The organism is Deltaproteobacteria bacterium (assembly GCA_020845775.1).
In the GTDB taxonomy this organism is placed as follows: Bacteria; Bdellovibrionota_C; UBA2361; order SZUA-149; family JADLFC01; genus JADLFC01.
In genome coordinates this window covers 1-18,651 of the sequence record JADLFC010000094.1, presented here as the reverse complement: position 1 = coordinate 18,651, position 18,651 = coordinate 1, and the positions used below count along the sequence as shown (strand labels likewise).

19 protein-coding genes and 1 tRNA gene are annotated in these 18,651 nt (G+C 45.9%); 4 read left to right on the top strand and 16 right to left on the bottom strand.

Annotation, left to right across the window (positions count from 1 at the left end):
• Positions 1–283: 283 nt before the first annotated feature.
• The 12 genes from IT291_05925 to IT291_05870 form a co-directional block, all read right to left on the bottom strand.
• A tRNA-Met gene (locus IT291_05925) sits at positions 284–357 on the bottom strand.
• 3 nt (positions 358–360) lie between these two features.
• Positions 361–1,110 (bottom strand): serine/threonine protein phosphatase, encoded by a 750-nt coding sequence (locus IT291_05920; GenBank protein ID MCC6220760.1) that lies wholly within the window; start codon positions 1,108–1,110, stop codon positions 361–363.
• A 19-nt stretch (positions 1,111–1,129) separates the two neighbouring features.
• Positions 1,130–1,813 (bottom strand): lipoyl(octanoyl) transferase LipB, encoded by a 684-nt coding sequence (gene lipB / locus IT291_05915; GenBank protein ID MCC6220759.1) that lies wholly within the window; start codon positions 1,811–1,813, stop codon positions 1,130–1,132.
• On the bottom strand, positions 1,806–2,447 hold the full coding sequence (gene lepB, locus IT291_05910) for a signal peptidase I (protein MCC6220758.1): 642 nt from the start codon (positions 2,445–2,447) through the stop codon (positions 1,806–1,808). Before lepB ends, lipB begins: the two co-directional genes overlap by 8 nt.
• 22 nt (positions 2,448–2,469) lie before the next feature.
• Positions 2,470–4,272 (bottom strand): elongation factor 4, encoded by a 1,803-nt coding sequence (gene lepA / locus IT291_05905; GenBank protein ID MCC6220757.1) that lies wholly within the window; start codon positions 4,270–4,272, stop codon positions 2,470–2,472.
• A complete protein-coding gene (locus IT291_05900) occupies positions 4,269–5,240 on the bottom strand; it encodes an NAD-dependent epimerase/dehydratase family protein (protein ID MCC6220756.1) in 972 nt (323 codons plus the stop codon). Before IT291_05900 ends, lepA begins: the two co-directional genes overlap by 4 nt.
• A gap of 27 nt (positions 5,241–5,267) precedes the next feature.
• A complete protein-coding gene (locus IT291_05895) occupies positions 5,268–6,206 on the bottom strand; it encodes an SDR family oxidoreductase (GenBank protein ID MCC6220755.1) in 939 nt (312 codons plus the stop codon).
• A 38-nt stretch (positions 6,207–6,244) separates the two neighbouring features.
• Positions 6,245–7,579 carry a UDP-glucose/GDP-mannose dehydrogenase family protein gene (locus IT291_05890; GenBank protein MCC6220754.1) on the bottom strand — a complete coding sequence of 445 codons (1,335 nt, stop codon included), beginning with the start codon at positions 7,577–7,579 and terminating at the stop codon, positions 6,245–6,247.
• A gap of 52 nt (positions 7,580–7,631) precedes the next feature.
• Positions 7,632–9,056: an undecaprenyl-phosphate glucose phosphotransferase gene (locus IT291_05885; protein ID MCC6220753.1), complete on the bottom strand. Its 1,425-nt coding sequence runs from the start codon at positions 9,054–9,056 to the stop codon at positions 7,632–7,634.
• A gap of 5 nt (positions 9,057–9,061) precedes the next feature.
• A complete protein-coding gene (locus tag IT291_05880; protein ID MCC6220752.1) occupies positions 9,062–10,318 on the bottom strand; it encodes a glycosyltransferase in 1,257 nt (418 codons plus the stop codon).
• Positions 10,281–11,498 carry a glycosyltransferase family 4 protein gene (locus IT291_05875; GenBank protein ID MCC6220751.1) on the bottom strand — a complete coding sequence of 406 codons (1,218 nt, stop codon included), beginning with the start codon at positions 11,496–11,498 and terminating at the stop codon, positions 10,281–10,283. Before IT291_05875 ends, IT291_05880 begins: the two co-directional genes overlap by 38 nt.
• A 19-nt stretch (positions 11,499–11,517) precedes the next feature.
• Positions 11,518–12,528, bottom strand: coding sequence for a glycosyltransferase family 2 protein (locus IT291_05870; protein ID MCC6220750.1), 1,011 nt, complete (start codon positions 12,526–12,528; stop codon positions 11,518–11,520).
• Between the two features lie 213 nt (positions 12,529–12,741).
• On the opposite strand from IT291_05870, the gene IT291_05865 reads away from it, so the two are divergent.
• The 4 genes from IT291_05865 to thiE all read left to right on the top strand — a co-directional run bounded on the left by IT291_05865 (position 12,742) and on the right by thiE (position 16,401).
• Positions 12,742–13,545 (top strand): hypothetical protein, encoded by an 804-nt coding sequence (locus tag IT291_05865; protein ID MCC6220749.1) that lies wholly within the window; start codon positions 12,742–12,744, stop codon positions 13,543–13,545.
• A 40-nt stretch (positions 13,546–13,585) separates the two neighbouring features.
• Positions 13,586–15,094 (top strand): phospholipid carrier-dependent glycosyltransferase, encoded by a 1,509-nt coding sequence (locus tag IT291_05860; protein ID MCC6220748.1) that lies wholly within the window; start codon positions 13,586–13,588, stop codon positions 15,092–15,094.
• A gap of 113 nt (positions 15,095–15,207) precedes the next feature.
• Positions 15,208–15,729, top strand: coding sequence for a hypothetical protein (locus IT291_05855; GenBank protein MCC6220747.1), 522 nt, complete (start codon positions 15,208–15,210; stop codon positions 15,727–15,729).
• Between the two features lie 15 nt (positions 15,730–15,744).
• Positions 15,745–16,401 carry a thiamine phosphate synthase gene (gene thiE, locus IT291_05850; GenBank protein ID MCC6220746.1) on the top strand — a complete coding sequence of 219 codons (657 nt, stop codon included), beginning with the start codon at positions 15,745–15,747 and terminating at the stop codon, positions 16,399–16,401.
• On the opposite strand, the gene IT291_05845 is transcribed toward thiE, so the two are convergent.
• From IT291_05845 to IT291_05830, 4 genes are all read right to left on the bottom strand, one after another.
• On the bottom strand, positions 16,351–16,671 hold the full coding sequence (locus IT291_05845) for a hypothetical protein (protein ID MCC6220745.1): 321 nt from the start codon (positions 16,669–16,671) through the stop codon (positions 16,351–16,353). The two genes, thiE and IT291_05845, sit on opposite strands and share 51 nt — an antisense overlap.
• A 49-nt stretch (positions 16,672–16,720) precedes the next feature.
• On the bottom strand, positions 16,721–17,440 hold the full coding sequence (locus IT291_05840) for an OmpA family protein (GenBank protein MCC6220744.1): 720 nt from the start codon (positions 17,438–17,440) through the stop codon (positions 16,721–16,723).
• A 178-nt stretch (positions 17,441–17,618) separates the two neighbouring features.
• Complete coding sequence (locus IT291_05835) at positions 17,619–17,921, bottom strand: hypothetical protein (GenBank protein MCC6220743.1); 303 nt, start codon at positions 17,919–17,921, stop codon at positions 17,619–17,621.
• A 97-nt stretch (positions 17,922–18,018) separates the two neighbouring features.
• Positions 18,019–18,651, bottom strand: a 633-nt coding sequence (locus IT291_05830) for an insulinase family protein (protein MCC6220742.1), incomplete at its 5' end; no start/stop codon positions are given.

Here is an 18,651-nt window from a genome sequence, read left to right as displayed (position 1 = left end):
TCTATACCGTTTCCAAAAAGTAAGTTAAATATTTTACTTTTTGGAAACGGTATTTGTTGTTTGTTGGCAAGTGCTTACGCACTTGCTGTTTATACCATTTACAAAAATCCTTTTTGTAAATGGTATACACCAGAGCAGCAGCCAATACCCCTCCTTGTAATACCCCCTTGTAATACCCTCGGAGGCTATGGGAAAATTCAAGTCGCTTAAAGCGATGTCAATTAAGGCATTGAAATAACTTAGGAAAAATTAAGACAAGGAGATGAGTCGCTTTGAAGCGGATTGGCGATGGGTGGATTCGAACCACCGACTTCGGAATTATGAGTTCCGCGCTCTAACCAACTGAGCTACATCGCCATGCTATGAGAGCTTGAGACTCTTGCCCAATTTCCGGCAAGAAACCGAGTTGGAATTGCGCTTTATCTGATATACGCGTCTACTCTTAAGCTCAAGACAGCTTAACTTATTACCAAATACTAAACCAGTGTCTATACCAACTTTGTATGGCAAATGCACGAAAACCTCCCTATGCGGAGTATGGCCAAATACCACCGTGAGGTCAAATCCATGCTTGCAGGCTATAAACTCATCTCTAATCCAAAATACATCGTCCCCAATCTGCTTCTCCATCGGAACCTCTGGGTTTAGACCAGCATGCACATAAACCTCCCCATTAGTCCTAACAGCACTACCAAGACTACAAAAAAACTTAAAATGTTCCTCAGGAAACATATTCACCATATCTCTCGGCGCCGAGAAGACGGAAATACAATAACTTTGCATTGTCTCCAAACCACCGTTATACAAAAAAGCCTCCCCCATGCGCCCACCAAACTCTAAAAAACTAAGAAGCATGTCCTCGTGATTGCCTTTTAAAAAATAGGCATTCCGAAACCTCTTTCTAAATTCAATCATTAACTCTATGACGCCTTTCGAATCCGGGCCGCGATCTATGTAGTCCCCGAGAAAAATAATCGCATCATCGTCACAAAAACCCTCCTTGCGACCTAAATATTCAACCAAATGCCAAACTTCATCGGGACAGCCGTGGATATCGCCAACCGCAAAAACCCTACCCGGAACAGAAACTTTTTCTACAAAAACGGTCACTCCCTAGTTTGCTCCATAATTATTTAAGCCTACACTCAAAACAATTCCTAAGCCTCGCCACACTTTCTCCAAAAGACGGAATGCTTATGCTACTATGACCAAGCTCTTTAACAACAGACGTAATATGCATGCCAGGGACAAAACAGGGATTAAAATTGCCGTAAATATCTAGCTCGCAATCTATGTTGACGCAAAAACCGTGGTCTGTTACCCCGCGATCAATGCGTAAACCTACTGCCGCTATCTTTCTGTTCTGACCCGCAATGCCGTTACCCATAACCCAAACTCCAGCCGGATCGAGCAAAGGCTGAGAAACTATGCCAAAATAATCCAAGAAATCTGAAATTGACCGCAAACCTACTGACACAAAACTCCGCACCCCCAACCGCCTCTCTCTTAGCGAGATAACCGGATAAAGCATCACCTGCCCGGGGCCATGATATGTAATCCCGCCGCCCCTATTTGTCTTAACTACTTCGACCCCACTTGCCCTCAAATCACTTAGGGAACTCTTGAGCTCCGACACTGAAGCTCGGTTACCAATAGTTATAGTAGGCGGATGCTCACAAAATATTAGAGTATCTCTAACTTGACCTGCAATTCTTAATTCCAAAAAAGACTTTTGAATCTGGCGCACCTCGAGAAAATCGCGCATACCTAAATAGTAAACGTCAAGCGCCAGAAGATAGCTGTCTCTATTCAATGCGTTTACCAACTCGTTCCCAACGTATTTCAAACGGCAACCGCGCGCTCTTCCATGACCAGTAAATCGCAACAGCTAAACCTTCGATTTCACCTTCCTCGACTAAGCCAAAATATCGGCTGTCCAAACTATTCTCCCGATTGTCACCCATGACGTAATACTCCTGCGGCTTAAGTTTTAATACCTTAACCTTTGCTCCCTTTACTAAGCCGAGCGTGGCAGACACTTTTGCCAAATGCTTGCGATTTACGTAAACGCTGTTACCCTTAATTTCTAAAATGTCGCCAGGCACCGCCACAATGCGCTTGATAAATCGCCTAGGCGATCCGCCATGGCGTCCCCCCTCCACGTCCCCATACGAAAAATCATCGCCGAGCACATGCTTAAATACTACTACATCGCCACGCTCTGGTTTGCGAAGCCGCCACAAGGGCGTGGCTCGCCTGAACCTAAAAATTCCGTATATAAACTTGTTTACGAGTACATAGTCGCCTGAATAAAGCGTAGGGGACATAGAGTCAGAGGGTATTTTATACGAACTAACGACGAACGCTCTAAGAGCTATGGCAAGCACAAACGTGCCTAGGGCAACTACAAACCATCCCCCAAAACTGAGAGCTGCCCGCTTACTCACGGAAATAAACAATCCCCTACATTTACGATTTCTCTATCTTTAGCGCAGCTAAAAAAGCTTCCTGAGAGATATTTACCGAGCCAACCTGTTTCATGCGCTTCTTACCAGCTTTTTGTTTCTCTAAAAGCTTGCGCTTCCTAGTTATGTCACCACCGTAACACTTAGCAGTAACATTCTTGCGCAACGCTTTTACTGTGCTCCTGGCAATAACCTTATTGCCAATAGCAGCCTGTATGACAATTTCAAACATTTGGCGATCTATCACTTCCTTCATCTTACTCGTTAAAGCAACACCACGATGATAAGCCTCACTGCGATGGACAATAACGCTCAAGGCATCGACAACTTCGCTATTAATACGCAAGTCAAGCTTTACTAAATCGCTATCCTGATAATCTGCCACTTCATAATCAAATGAAGCAAAACCACGAGTAACGCTTTTTAAGCGATCGTGAAAATCCGTTATAACCTCATTAAGCGGAAGACTATAAACGGCCTGAACGCGATCCCTGCCAAGAAATGTGAGCGAAACTTGGCGACCTCGCTTTTCTTCACAAAGCGCCAATACTGCCCCGAGATATTCCGAAACCACATGCACAGTGCCCTGCACCATGGGCTCTAAAATTGCATCAATATCGCCCACCGGCGGAAATTTCGTTGGATTGTCGACTTTTATTTCCTCTCCAGACTTTAACCTCACTCTATACACCACAGTCGGCGCAGTGGTGATAATCTCCATGCCAAACTCGCGCTCCAAGCGCTCTTGCACTATCTCCATGTGCAACAAGCCTAAATACCCACAGCGAAAGCCAAAACCCAAAGCTTTTGACGTTTCAGGCTCAAAACTTAGCGCTGAATCATTTAATTGTAGCTTCTCAATCGCATCGCGCAAGGCCGGATAGTCGTTAGAATCACTAGGGTAAAGCCCACTAAACACCATGGGCTTTACGATTTCAAAGCCAGGCAAAGCCTCTTTTGCAGGCCGCAAATGCTCGGTGACGGTATCGCCAATCTTTGCATCGCTAAGAGTTTTAATGCTCGCCGCAAAGAAACCAACTTCGCCAGCCTTTAGCTCCTCACAGCTAGTAGGAAACGGCGTAAACGTCCCTACGCTTGCCACCTCGTAAACAGCCTGAGTTTGCATAAAGCGGATTTTCATTCCACGGCGCAATACTCCATCCATAATCCGCACATTTACCACTACGCCGCGATACACGTCGAACCAACTATCGAACACCAATGCTTTTAAAGGCTCGGCCACGCCACCTTTGGGAGGTGGAATGTATTTTAGAATCGCCTCCATCAGCTCAGGTACTCCTTGGCCAGTTTTTGCACTGACACAAGCTGCATTAGAGGTATCGAGACCAATTAGATCCTCAATTTCCTTTTTAACCTCCTCGACATTAGCCTGCGGCAAATCGATCTTGTTTAAGACAGGAAGAATCTCCAAGTCGGCACCAATCGCCGTATAGACATTAGCAAGAGTCTGAGCCTGCACACCCTGCGCAGCATCTACGACTAGTAGCGCACCCTCGCAGGCATGCAGGCTGCGCGACACCTCGTAGTGAAAATCTACGTGTCCAGGCGTATCGATTAAATTAAAATGGTACAGCTCGCCATCGCGCGCGCGATATTGCAGCGATACAGAACGCGACTTTATCGTAATTCCACGTTCGCGCTCTAACTCCATGTCGTCAAGCATTTGATCCTGCTTGTCCCTATCAGCGACGGCCCCAGTAAGCTCGAGAATGCGATCGGCAAGCGTAGACTTGCCGTGGTCGATATGAGCAATAATGGAAAAGTTGCGAATGTGGGAAATCACTATTTGTTTACAGCTCTAAAGGCATCAAAGGTTTGAGATAATCCCTGACTTACACTATAGGTGACAGTCCAGTCTAACTCTCTCGAAATCTTACCGATGTTAACTACGCTCCTTCTCTGCTCGCCGAGCAAAGCCGGCCCATGTCTCAATTCGATGCTCTTACTATCGAAGCCAGATTTAACTCCTAAATCTCTAATAGCGAGCGCAATCGAATTTATACTAGTCTCTACGCCAGTGCCCACATTGTACACATAAAAACCCTTGCCTAACTTCTTTTCTATCGCACGCAGATTCGCCTTAACGACATCGAAAACATTCACAAAATCGCGCGTCTGTTCGCCATCGCCATTTATAACCATAACCTCCCCCCTAAGCAGGCGCTCAATGAATATTGCTATCACGCCAGCCTCACCCTTGGCGTTCTGCCTGGGCCCGTAGACATTGGCATACCTTAACGAAATGCCGGCAAAACCATGGGCCCTAGAGAAATACTCCAGATAAAGCTCTCCGGCACGTTTGCCTACCCCATAGGGACATTCGGGTCGAATTCTATGATCCTCCGCCGCTGGAAACGATTCTTGCTCGCCGTATATTGCTCCGCCAGTAGACGAAAAGACAAAATGCTTAACCCCTACTCGCACACTAGCATCCAAGACATTTACCATGCCCGCGACGTTTACTGTTGCATCAAATTGCGGGTTTTCAACGCTGTATCTCACGTTCATCTGAGCAGCCTGGTGAAAAACATTATCTGGTTTAAAGCCGATAATCTCCTGCGCCGCAGTTGAACTAGCAATGTCTGCATTGCAAATTGTTAAGGCACTTTTGTGTTGGCTGCTCGCGCTAGATAAATTTTCCTGTCGACCCGTAGAGAAATTGTCGATTACCAGCACCTCGTGGCCTATTTCCAGCAGAGCATCTACAATATGCGAACCGATAAATCCAGCTCCACCTGTAACTACTGAACGCATCCAAAAATCCTCCAGATAAATTTATCCCTAGCTCGCGTTTACGCGAGGCCTAAAGTCCACGATAGTGCGCTCTAAGCCCTCATCCACATTAACCTCCGGCTCCCAGCCGAGCTTCTCGCGCGCCAAACTAATATCCGGTTGCCTACGAACAGGATCGTCCTTTGGCAACGGCAAATACGTAAATTCCGACCGCGAGTTAGTAAACTTAACTATTTTTAGCGCCAAATCCGTAACCGACATCTCACAAGGGTTGCCTAGATTCACCGGCCCAACAAAACCCACGGTCTCCATCATGCGCATTAAGCCATTTACTAAGTCGTCCACATAGCAAAACGAACGCGTCTGCATGCCATCGCCATATAAACTAATGGGTTCATCTCTCAGAGCTTGCACGATAAAATTAGACACTACGCGCCCATCATCTAACATCATTCGTGGCCCATATGTGTTAAATATTCGGACAATGCGTATGTCGACGCCGTTTTGATGGTGATAGTCCATCATCAACGTCTCGGCTACTCGCTTGCCCTCGTCATAGCAACTCCTAGGTCCAATCGGGTTAACATTACCCCAATACGACTCCTTTTGAGGATGCACCAAGGGATCGCCATAGACTTCAGATGTTGACGCTAAAAGAATTCTTGCGCCGACTCTCTTTGCAAGCCCAAGCATGTTAATTGTGCCAATTACGCTCGTCTTGATGGTCTTTACTGGATTATATTGATAATGCACCGGGCTTGCCGGACATGCTAGGTGATATATTTGGTCTACCTCTAGGAGTATGGGTTCAATTACGTCGTGTCTTAGCACCTCACATCGATCATTTTTAGAAATTTCTAAAATATTCTCCCTTCGACCTGTGAAAAAATTATCCAGGCAAATTAGCTCATGCCCAGACGCCAATATCTTTGCACACAGATGCGACCCAATAAAACCCGCTCCACCAGTAACTAATACTCGCGCCATAGTTCTCCTAGCTCAGATCCCCCTAACCTAAATCTCCTCTAACCAAAATCTTTGGAGCTAACTCTACCAATGGAATAATACACAAAGCCTAAACGATTCATTTTTGCTGGCTCAAACAAGTTGCGCCCATCAAAAATAACTGGCGCTTTTAGTTCCGTCGCCATGCGGCCAAAATTTGGTCTTCTAAATTCGCTCCATTCAGTAACTATCAGCAAAGCATCTGCTCCCGAAAGAGCTTCATAGCCGCCTTTGGCCATTGCCACATCGAGGTTTAAATCCTTAAAAAGATGCTCCGCCACAGTCATAGCTTCCGGATCGTACGCTATGACTTTAGCTCCGAGGCCAGTGAGTTCCTTTACGACGGTAATGCTAGGAGCCTCGCGCATGTCGTCTGTTCGAGGTTTAAACGAAAGTCCCCACAAGGCAAACTTCTTGCCCTTAACCGCCTCTTTGGAACCGTAATGTTTTACTACTTTTTCAGTAATGCGACTCTTCTGCAAAGTGTTTACCACGTCTACAGCGTCTATGATTTTCATCTCGAGATCGTTGTTTCTGCCGATGCGGCTCAATGCGCGAACGTCCTTCGGAAAACAAGATCCCCCATAACCAACGCCCGGGAACAAGAAGTGCGGACCAATGCGCGAATCAGAGCCAATCCCCCTGCGGACATGCGCTATGTCAGCACCTACGAGTTCGCAAAGATTAGCTATCTCGTTAATAAACGTAACTTTTGTAGCTAAAAGCGCGTTAGCAGCGTATTTTGTCATCTCCGCGCTGCGAACATCCATAACCAATATCGGGTTATCGGTTCTCACATAGGGCGCATATAATTCGCGCATGACTTCCGCCGCCTCAACGCTCGGAGCACCAATTACAACTCGATCGGGCTTCATGAAGTCTTCTATAGCCGACCCTTCTTTTAAAAATTCCGGATTGGATACCACATCGAAATTAAAGGACGTGTGTTTGGCAATTTCCTGCTTGACCAAGTCCGCTGTTCCCACCGGAACGGTCGATTTGTTCACGACGATCTTTGGCCCATTCATGTATTTGCCGATGTCAGACGCTACAGCTAAAACGTACTGCAAATCAGCCGATCCGTCTCTATCCTGAGGTGTGCCAACAGCAATGAAAATTACCTCTGACGTTTGGACGCCTGCTTTCATGTCAGTAGTAAAAGATAGACGCCCATGGGCAACATTCGCCTGAACCAGTTGTTCCAAGCCTGGCTCGTAAATTGGCACGTGCCCACTTTTTAGCATGTTCACTTTTTGCTCATCTATATCGACACAGATGACCTCATTGCCACTATCGGCAAAACACGCCGCAGCTACCAATCCCACGTACCCACTGCCTATAACTCCAATATTCATTGCCTATCTCCTAAGAGTCATTTCAATAAAGCCTATCTCTCACTTCAACACATCAATAAGCGTTTCTATCGCGAAAGCCATTGACAACCGTTAGGCCGAGAATTTTTAGATCCAATGCTAACGACCAATTCTCAATGTAATAGAGATCATAATCGATGCGCTTTTCAATAGAGGTATTGCCACGCCACCCATTGACCTGCGCCCACCCCGTCATACCGGCCTGAACCTTATGACGCAACATGTACTTAGGCACGTGTCGCCGAAACTCCTTGATGAACACTGGTCTTTCTGGCCTTGGCCCCACTAGCGACATCTGCCCTAATACTACGTTGATGAGCTGTGGCAACTCATCGAGATTAAATCGCCGCAGGAATCTGCCAAGTGGCGTAACGCGACTGTCTCCGCGCACTGCAAACCTGGCTCCATCCGCCTCGGCATCCATAATCATCGTGCGGAACTTATACATCGTAAAAGCTCGCCCATCAAGGCCGACGCGCTGTTGGGTGAAGAATATTGGCCCGCTTGAAGTTAGCTTAACCAAAGCGCCGATTATTAGCATTAGAGGTAAGGCTGCAATTAAAAATAGCATCCCAAGACAAACGTCGGTAATCCTCTTCGCAACCCGGTTAATGCCAGAAAGTGGCGTGCTGGCAAGACTTACAACCGGCAAACCATCGAAGTCCTCAACGCGTGAGCCGAGCTGAATGAACTGATGAAAATCCGGCACTATTCTCACATCCATAATGGCATCGCCTATAGAAGCAATGACAGATTTCATCTTATTATGGTCGCTTAGAGGAAGCGCCACTATGATTTGGTCTATCGCATGGTTTTCAATTATTTTTGGCAAATCTTGATAAGTTCCAACTATTTTGAATTTTACATGCGAAGCTGAGCCAGTAAGCTTCTCAGCCCGCTTTTCCTTGCCAGAGGAAAGGCAGCCAAACAATTCCACCCCGTATTCCGGATGACTTGTTATGCGATGAGCTATCTGACGAGCTAGATCGCCAGCACCCACTATTAAAGCGAAGCGCTTGTTGTAACCACGTCTGCGCATAGCGCGTAAAAAACCTCTCACGGCGCTGCGCGATGCAATTATGAGGATTGTAGAAACAATGCCAAAAATCAAAAATACCAGACGAGAAAAAGGCACGCTTTTTTCGCGGAATAAATAAGTAAACGCCAGAAATGCAATAACCGCAACGAAGTTAGCCTGGATAACCAGCCATATCTCTCTAAGGCGCCTACTGCCTCTCATCGGGCGATACAGGCCAAAGCGCTTATAGACCCACGCCCAAATGAGCCACAGGAAGATGTTCATTCTAAAGTAATCGATAAAGGGCGGGATGCCCTTGTCCACCGGAAACCAGTCGGATGCAAATCTCAACCAATAACTTAGTGACCATGCGACCGACACGATCAGAAGATCGGATGCAATAAACAACGCCTCAAATAATGGTGCATGTCGCTTTAACATAATAACTACTTGTTTGCGCCCTCAGTAACTGTCATTTGCGTTAACATTCCATCTTTAAGAGTAGAGCGAGCAATCTCTTTAGCGACGACAGCAGTAAATTCATCCTTAAAACGCCGCGCCGAGAATTTTCTGCTCTGTTCTATGCACGCGTCTGGCGAGAAATCACTTTCTCGCTCGATAAAATCTCTAACAGCCGAAACTATAGCCGCTCGCGTCAAGTCATAGTAGTATACTCCTGTTAAACCATCGATTACAGTCTCTAAAACGCCGCCACCAGCAAAAGCGATAACTGGCCGGCCACTAGCGAGCATCTCCACAGGCGCGATGCCGAAATCTTCAATCGACGCAAAAATCAACGCCTTTGACTGCTGATAAAGCCGAGCAAGCATGTCTCTTGACACATTTCCGACAAAACTAATATTAGATAAAGCCATATTCTTAAGGCGCTTTTCCTCAGGGCCAGTTCCCACAATCGTCAGTTCGAGGCCCAAAATGTTAAAAGCCTCCACGATAAGGTGAATGTTCTTATAAGGCACTAAGGCGTTTACGCTTAGAAAACCTCTTCCGAGCTCGCCTTCCTTCCTTGGGGTTAACCAAGAAGTATCGACTGGCGGATAAACAACTGAGGCATCCCTATTATAAGCTCTCTCGATACGCTTGCCTATAAAGTGGCTTATCCCTACAAAGTTGTCCACACGCCTAGCATTATCGACGTCCCACTTTCTAAGAACCTCGACCACCATGCGAATTATCACCTCTAGGGGATGATTAGAAAAATAAGCCCCGTATTGATCCCAAATATATCGCATGGGCGTTAGGCAATAGCACAGGTGCCCGACACCTTTAGGCACAACGACATTTTTGGCAGCGCAGTGACTTATGCTTACGACTAGGTCGTAGGGATTGATCTTATGCGCCTCATTAAGCTTTTCGCTCAAATCCCGAGCTAGCATGGGATAGATCGGCAGCAACCACCTATAATATCTCTTAAGTAGCGGCAACCTGTTAAAACAAGACGCTGTAACTCGGCGTTGCTTAATAGTGTCGCAGATAGCTTCTGGATCGTAAAACAGAGTAAAAATTTCGGCCTGTGGAAAGATATCGCACAACACTTTTAAACAATACTCCCCGCCTCGCATCCCAAGCAACCAATCGTGAACAACTGCAATTCTAGCTTGCCTAGACTGACTGACCACGGCATCGCACATTGCTACCTCATGGTCACTAACCACTAGCTCGCCTACTGTAAAACACTTCGTCACTTTGCAAGGAATCTAGCGAGAGGGCTGATTCATAGACGGCAATAGTACGCCTAACGACCTCACCTCGATTAAACAATCTCGCTCGCGCAAGGCTTTTACATATTTTTTCCCTACACCCCTTCTCATCCGCCAAAGCTCGCAACAACGCCTCTAATAGGTCGCGACTTCTAGCTCCACTGCTATACCAGGCATGCTCGCCACAAAGTTCCTTAAGCGCAGTAAGTGGCGTACATATAACCGGTGTCCCAGCAGCCATGGCTTCCAGAGCAACCAAACTGAAGCCTTCCTCTAACGACGGGATGACCACTGCACGAGCGTTCTTGTATAACGCGCATAACTCTCTAGTAGTTGGGGCCTTAATTGTTCGTATACAGTTCACTAATCCACGACGGGAGATAATACGCGAACAGGATGCGGAGGAATCCCATTCCCCTACTATAACTAATTCATCGACGCCAAGACTGCCTCCCTCCGCCTTACGGTTTTTTAGTTTATGAAAAGCCTTCAATAGACTAGCAAGGTTTTTGTGAGGTCTCCCATTGCCGACAAACAACAGGTAGTTAGACGCCAAGCCGTTAGTATGAGACGACGCAAACATTTCCTTCTCATCCTGAACTAACATATCCTTCCGCAGGGCATTGGGAACGACGACAATCGGCGTATGGCAATCGGCAAAATATTTCTTTATCTGACTCTGGCTATAGCGGCTAACAGTAATTACGCGACTTGCTCGCCGCAAAGCAGAGGAAATAAGTTTTCTCGCCACTGGCCGATGATAAAAGCTATCGGGGTGAGAAACGTGAATGACATCGTGAACCGTGATGATACTCGGTATGCCTAGGAAAAAAGGCAATGTATAATGCGGACTGTGATACAAAGAGTGATTTTTTAGAATTTTTTGCTTTCTTAGCGGGAGTAAAAAATATTCGCTAAAAGAATACTTCTTCGCCCCGTCGTACAAAAAATCGACCTCGCCACCCCACTCTGCAAGACATTCCCTGACGTATTCGCCAACCTCGGACTGTTCTGCTACTACATGTGGAGCGAGCAGTAGCGAAAAGTCCACTCCCGTCTTAGAACTTCCGCCAAGCTCCAAATAGCCGTTAATGAGGTTTTCTATATAGACGCCAACCCCCCCGTCACCGAGTTTCCTCGCATCAAGCAATACTCTTATACTCACAGCAACCTAGAAAAAAAAACTACATAACGCCAACGACTCTACGCATCTCTTCTGACCTTGCGCATTCCTGCGTTTTCTCGTTATCGCCAACAGATATGACTTCCCTTACTGCGTATATTTTCTTATTTTGGGACTCGTGATACGTGCGGACTAGAATTTCCGCCATTAATCCAAAACAGACAAACTGTAAACCAATTAGCACGAGCATTGCCCCTAGCAATAACATCGGGCGGTTTCCTATAGCCTGACTTAAAAATATTCTCTCATAGGCAAGATAAAGCAAAATAATCCCTCCCAATCCGCCAGAAAGCATTCCCAATCCACCAAACATGTGAATCGGTCTAGTCGAAAAGCCCAAGAAAAACTTAACCGTCAAAAGATCCAGCAGCACTCTAAATGTTCTAGAAATTCCGTACTTGGAACGGCCCGCTACCCTGGGGCGATGGTTTACCGGAAGCTCGGCAATTTTAACACCGCTCTCAGCGGCAAGTGCTGGAATAAATCGGTGCATCTCGCCGTACAAGTTAATGCTCTTAGCTACATCTCGCTTCATGACTTTTAATGTGCACCCATAGTCATGCAGATTAACATTGGTTGTTTTTGAGATAATTTTGTTAGCAATGAGAGAGGGAAGTTTTCGACTCAGCATTGCATCCTTTCGATTTTTTCGCCAACCGGCAACCAAATCGAAGCCCTCGTCTAACTTCTTAATCATTCGAGGAATTTCAGCAGGATCGTTTTGCAAATCTCCATCCAGAGTTACAACTATTTCACCTCGCGCATAATCGAGCCCGGCAGCCATTGCGGCGGTTTGACCAAAATTTCGCCTAAACACTACTACGCGTATCCGCGAATCAGCACCTGCCTCTTCGCGCAAAATATTACAAGTTTCATCCTGCGAACCATCGTCGACAAAAACAAACTCGCAATCGAATTCCGCCCCCTCAGCCATCTGCCTAAGTTCCCTTAGCAAAGGCCTGACGTTAGCAGCTTCGTTAAACAACGGAACGACTACAGAAACTAGTTTCATTTATACGAGAATCTCCTACAAAATAACAACGAAATACTCTTGTATCGCATAAAATAAGGCTTTATGTCTAGCTATTCAAGGTTCATTTATAGGTGCGACGCAGGGAGAGACAGCTCAAATATTGTCTTGGCACAGCCGCTAATATTAACTTAACATCATATTAAGATAACTAGGCACAATATCTACAATAAGAAATTCGCGAATTTAATAAATATGATGAAATTACTCCCTGTTTGCTTGCTGCTAATTTGCTTCCTTGGAATATTATTAGTTCGGGAGCTAGCTGCCCAGCCCCTTGGACGTTCACTGTCACAATTAGATTTCGACGAGGTGCCAAAACCAGAAAAAGATCCTCTCGAAGAAATTTTAAACGAAACACTAGAGTCAGGTGAGTTAAAGAAGGAAGGGCCGGAAAATTCGGCGGATATCGAGAATTCAGCAAAGACGACGGCGTTAACCCCTGCGAATGGCACTAATCAACAAAAAAATGGCGCCACACAAAAAGACCGCGGGCTAAGTATGGTTGGAGCTGGCAATAGCGAAGTAAAGAGAATCTCGAGCCTGCAAAACATCACGATTAGAATGGACTCAAATGAGCTAGCCGATAACAGCATGCTTATTCCGCAGCTCAAAGGTTCGCTAACGGATGAGCCCGATCGAAGCATAATTACAAGCACCGCGAGTTGGAATACCAATAAAGCTGGCATGTGCGCAGATCCGCATGATGGTAACAACAAATGCAAGAAGGCCGCTGCGTTAAAGGAATTGCTAAATCGCTTTTCTGGTAGCGATGATTTTTTTATTGGGCACTGCAATAATATTTGCAAAAATAAAAACGATGTCGGCGCACTGCTATCCCTAGACCCATTAAAGCCAGATAAAATGACTTTTGGCCTGCAAAAAACGGATAAAGTCTGCAAGTATCAAATGAAAAACACAGAAGAAAGTTGGAAAGTTTTGAGGCTTAAATCCATCACATGCACTTGCTTGCCAAGGTCAAGTTGTAACGTCAAATGACATTTTCGCATTTGCTTATAAAAACCGGAAAAACTGGCAAATGCAGAGCATAAACTATAAGCACGTTTTTAAGTTTCTTTTTTGCTTAAATGTCGTGCTTACAGCTTCCTTCTTTACTTACTGGCAAAATTACCAGCAACCATCGGCTTTTTTCTGGGACGAGAATTACCATATCGCTAGCGCTCAAAAGTACTTGAACCGAGTATTTTTCATGGAGCAGCACCCTCCGCTAGGAAAATTATTAATCGCCCTGGGCGAAAAACTCTTAAACGCCAATCAGCAAAACGATTCCTTCATAAACAGCGATTATGCCAAAGATATGCCTAAAGGATTTAGCTTCGCCGGTTATAGGTTCTTTCCAACTCTTTCGGCTTGGCTAAATTCTGGACTTTTTTTTGCTATATTGTTGCTAGCTACAAATCGGTACGTACTATCTCTATCTCTATCGTCTCTCTACATTTTTGAAAATGCCAACATAGTTCACTCGCGCTCTGCCATGCTAGAGGGGCCACTGCTTTTTTTTATCGATCTAGCAATTTTGCTGTTTTTGTTGGCGTGGAAATTTAGAGAGCACTGGAGTGCGCGCAATCTTATCCCTCTTTTTTTTGGCATTTCTCTAGGTTGCGCAATCAGTACAAAGCTAACGGGCTTAATCTTGCTTATACTTTTACCAGCTTCCTTTTTTATTTTCAGAGATAAGGTTTCTCGCTTTCTTGCCTTTGCCGTTATTTCTACTACCTCAGCACTGTTAGCGATTGCGGTCATCTGGCAGATTCATTTTAGCCTTGGCGAGCGCGTTATTGGAGGACTCCCCAATGAGGGCTATTACGGCGCATCCGAGGAGCTAAAAGATATTATAGACTCAAAGGAGTCTCTAACATTTGAGAATTTCTTTTGCATGCTGCGCGATTCTGTTAGCTACGTAGCTACGTACAACAAAGGTGTTCCGCGGCTAGATTTATGCAAGCCCGATGAAAACGGCAGTCCGTTTTTCTTATGGCCAGTTGGGGGTCGGTCGATAAATTATCGCTGGGAGGAAGTGGGTTCGCAGAGTTACCGTTACCTATATCTACAGGTAAACCCCGCCATTTGGCTGTGTGGCCTGATGGGCGTGCTTTTAACTGTCGCACTGCTCCTGTCGGATCTTCTTTTTGTAGAGCTGCGCGGCCAAAAAAGCGAAAGAAATTATTTCTTAATCATTACTTTTCTTTCGCTCTACCTGGCTTACATGCTAGCGATGAGCCGGTTTGAACGCGTTATGTATTTATATCACTACTTTCCTGCGCTGATCTTCAGCTTCATCCTTTTTGCGCTGGCAGTCGGCGAAATTAAATCAATTGCAGGGCGAAAATTGGGCGCCACTTACCGGCTTAAAAGCGCAATTGCCTTCATTTTAATTACCCTAGGATGTTACTGCTATTATTATCCCCTAACGTACTACCAGCCAATTTCTAATAAAGACCTGCGAGATCGCGCTATCCTGTCTATTTGGGATCTCCGCTGTGCTAAATGTGAACGCAATAATTACACCCTTACGCCCAAAAGCTAGTTTGCTCAAATTTAAGTAGACTTGTCGTCCATCCTGGCATAAAATGTCGCCCTATTGAACGCAAGCAGCACAGAGCACATATAGCGACGCTTAAGTAGTGTGGGAAAAGAATTATGTCACAGGAAATACGAGAGATATTCGAGCGCGTTACTGAGAGTTACAGCTTTCCCATCCGCGTGGGAAGTCGCTGTGAAGCAAAGACGTTTTATCGCGTTGAAAGCTTGACGCGTTCGGATTTAGAAACTTGTGCTGCTTACGTGGCGGAACGAATTATTAAAGTCTGTTACCCACAAAAACCTGAAAAGCTAATTAACCTTCCAGGTGGATACACTGCCTTTGCCGAGGTCTTGAGCAAAGAGCTTTGCCATTCTAGCGAACCGTTAGAAGTGCTATCACTTTCTAGCCTAAATCCAAACAATGGCGGGGTCGCTGCAGTTAGGCAAAAGCGAGTGGTGTTAGTGAATGACGTCATTACGACCGCCAGATCCTGCTTGGAAGCTCATAGCAAGATGACCATCATGGGCGCAAACGTCATGTGCTGGGCAGCCCTAGTCGATCGCACTTTCGGCCCAGGCCCGGTTCCAGTTGTTGCTGCCTTTACCGGCGACCCAGTTACGCTGCTTGAGCCAACTTAAGCTTGCTTGTGTTAGATGGCAGACAGGCCCCAGAAGCTAAAACTTCCACGCATCTATGCAATTGCAAACGTCGATGAGCCGGAAAATGCCTTGCCGTTTATTGAACGCCTTATCGACTGCAAAATTGGCCTAATTCAGCTAAGGGCGAAGGCTCTTTGCGACAAAGACTTCCTCGAAATCGCAAAGGCGGTGGTGCATTTAGCTCACGCCAGAAGCAGTGGGCAAGTTCGTTCGCTTATTACAATAAACGATAGGCCAGACATTTGCGCACTAAGCAGAGCAGACGGGCTACACGTCGGTCAGGACGATATTCCCCCTAGCGAAGCTAGGCGAATAATCGGCAAAGACGCCATATTGGGATTTTCTACTCATAATCTAGAACAGCTTCAAACAGCCGACTGGAGCAAGCTCGATTACTTAGCCTTCGGCCCTATCTTTAAGACTTCAACAAAAAAAGACCACGATCCACCAACTGGCTTAGGCCTGCTTGCTCAAGCTGCAAAGCTTACATCGCTCCCGCTAGTAGCAATCGGCGGGATAACTTTTGAGTCCACAAAGGAGGTTTTACAGGCCGGTGCAAACTCAGTAGCAATGTGTTCAGCTTTAACGAAAAGTGTTCGACTAGACGACCTTGTTGGAAGTATCGCAGCCATCGACGGCACCACCGCTTGAGGGGGCACCGAACAATAATGGCGGATCTTGAAGTTCAGCGCCAATTGCTTTTATGTGATGCCAAAGTTCTTTTGCCTTATTTTTTAGCTCGTCGTCGAATATCTCAACGGAATTTGGAATCCTCAACAATCTATCTAAAGCGAGCATGGTATGCAGCGACGGCACCTTGTTTTCCGCAACTCTAGCTGCAATTTCTGCTATGAACTCCGCAACATCTTCTCTTGTCTCGAATTTCTCCTTTGCCGTTGTCTTCGGTTTTTCTTCAGCCATCTTTCTTCTCCTCTCTCTCATTTAATAACTAATATAGGATGAGCTTCCGTTAGTCCAAGGATATTAATTCTATTGCCTGCCGATAACGCGATTTAGAATCGTAAGGGTCAATTAGTATCGGTTCAGCAAGACTTACCGCCTGCGTAAGAACTCTTCGCGGTTCAATGCCCTCCCGCACAAATACCAGCGCAATTTCCTCAGCACGGCGTTGAGTAAGATGAGTTGCATATGCAGAACTCGGATCCTCTACCGTAACGTAAGACGCGATTACGACTCGCGACCAGGGTCTGCTTTGCTTTGTCATGCGAGCCATCTCCTCCACTAACACAACCGACTCATCTCGCAACTTAGTACTGTCGCCGTCAAAAAAAAGATCGGCTGGGTATAGATCTCTGTTCGGATGAAGCTCAATACGACGAGCATATTGCTCCGCCAGAACCTCCTGAACCCAAATTAGTTCCCGAGCACGAGCGATTTCCCCTTCTCTCCTTAGGCGGTCTTCCTCTAGTAAATCTACACCTAAACCAGAAAACATTCCCCATACCGCACCCAACCCAGCTCCAACCCATGCACCAGGGCCAGCCCCGGCGCTCAACTGAGCGCCGGTCACAGCACCACTACCCGCTCCCATAATAGCACCATACCAAGTGCCTGCTGCTTGCTTATCCGGCCCAGGAACGGGCACGTCGATTGGATTATTTGGAACAGGGAAACATCCCGTCATGAGTAGAAAAAACAATCCGAAAACAAATGTGCAGCGAAATCTCATGCGTTTAGAAGCTATATAAGCCCTCAGACCAGCAAATTTTCAATTGCGAGCTCTAGGAACGTGTGACTAAACTAAAAACTACGTATTGATATTATTATTTATAACGTTTGGTGAGGACTTAGCAATAACCAAACGCGGGACAAGAGAACCCATTAACAATAGACCAACATCCGCTCAACTAATTTAGCCCAAGAACACTGTTAATAGTTCCGCTTACCCCTAGACATACCGAACCAAGCTTATTGGGGCACATTAAAGCTACCTTACTCACATAGGATCCCGTCTCGATTCTAAAATTATTCATAGGCATAACCAGCATCGTATGTGTGAGATTCCATGACTCAGGATAGCTTCCTCTGTTCATAGTCATGCCGCTCGCCGCAGTCACTCTCACAGTGTGGTTGCAGCCAGAGTACAGCAGTAAAACGAACAAAAATAAGCGAATTTTACTACTTACTAGAAAACTTAAGATCTCTCCCATAACTAAACGCTTCGCGCAGGCGATGTAGCCACTCAAAAAAATCGAAGAAAGCACTATTATTATGCCTTAATCTACCTAAAATAACAAGCAGCTACTACTACTCCACAGGGAAATGATTATCTACATGTGGAGCATGGTCGAAGTTTAGGGAGTAAACTCTTAACTTCCCACCAAAACGGCGACGAACCTCTTGGGGCGAAACATTTCCGACGATTACAATAACTAAGTCGCTAGGTTTTACGTGGCGTTTTGCGGCTGCAAGTGAGCTAGCGCTAGTCACGGCGGCTATTTTGTCTAAATAGCTAGAATCGAAATCTTTTGGATATTTGAGTAATTCGAGAATCGCATTCCTCTCTACGACAGAGCGCGCATTCGGGAATTTAAAGACGAAACTGCGGTTTATTTGATGTTTTGCCTCCTCATAAGCACTAGGCGCAGCCATGTCAGTAGCGCTCTTGATTACTAGATCTTTAACTCGTTCTACGGCATTTAGCGCCTCGGCGTTTCGAGTTTGCAAAGCGATTGCATACGTCCCGGCAACTGGACCTCCGCTAAAGTCCCCATAAATTGAGTAGGCTAGGCCAAGTTTGGAGCGAATCTCGGAAAAGAGCAAACTGCCCCAAGCGCCGTCACCGAAGTACTTGTCATAAACTGCTAAGTCATACATATCGGGATGTAGCCTTTGCGGCCCCAAGTGACCCATGACGATAGTAGATTGATCAAAATCGCG

Excerpts from the sequence above, each read along its gene's own strand:
- IT291_05845 (MCC6220745.1), bottom strand. The coding sequence starts at position 16,671 with ATGGCTGAAGAAAAACCGAAGACAACGGCAAAGGAGAAATTCGAGACA.
- IT291_05840 (MCC6220744.1), bottom strand. The coding sequence starts at position 17,440 with ATGAGATTTCGCTGCACATTTGTTTTCGGATTGTTTTTTCTACTCATG.
- thiE (MCC6220746.1), top strand. The coding sequence starts at position 15,745 with ATGGCAGACAGGCCCCAGAAGCTAAAACTTCCACGCATCTATGCAATT.
- IT291_05890 (MCC6220754.1), bottom strand. The coding sequence starts at position 7,579 with ATGAATATTGGAGTTATAGGCAGTGGGTACGTGGGATTGGTAGCTGCG.
- IT291_05865 (MCC6220749.1), top strand. The coding sequence starts at position 12,742 with ATGATGAAATTACTCCCTGTTTGCTTGCTGCTAATTTGCTTCCTTGGA.
- IT291_05900 (MCC6220756.1), bottom strand. The coding sequence starts at position 5,240 with ATGCGTTCAGTAGTTACAGGTGGAGCTGGATTTATCGGTTCGCATATT.
- IT291_05860 (MCC6220748.1), top strand. The coding sequence starts at position 13,586 with ATGCAGAGCATAAACTATAAGCACGTTTTTAAGTTTCTTTTTTGCTTA.
- IT291_05885 (MCC6220753.1), bottom strand. The coding sequence starts at position 9,056 with ATGTTAAAGCGACATGCACCATTATTTGAGGCGTTGTTTATTGCATCC.
- IT291_05870 (MCC6220750.1), bottom strand. The coding sequence starts at position 12,528 with ATGAAACTAGTTTCTGTAGTCGTTCCGTTGTTTAACGAAGCTGCTAAC.
- IT291_05835 (MCC6220743.1), bottom strand. The coding sequence starts at position 17,921 with ATGGGAGAGATCTTAAGTTTTCTAGTAAGTAGTAAAATTCGCTTATTT.
- IT291_05855 (MCC6220747.1), top strand. The coding sequence starts at position 15,208 with ATGTCACAGGAAATACGAGAGATATTCGAGCGCGTTACTGAGAGTTAC.
- IT291_05895 (MCC6220755.1), bottom strand. The coding sequence starts at position 6,206 with ATGGCGCGAGTATTAGTTACTGGTGGAGCGGGTTTTATTGGGTCGCAT.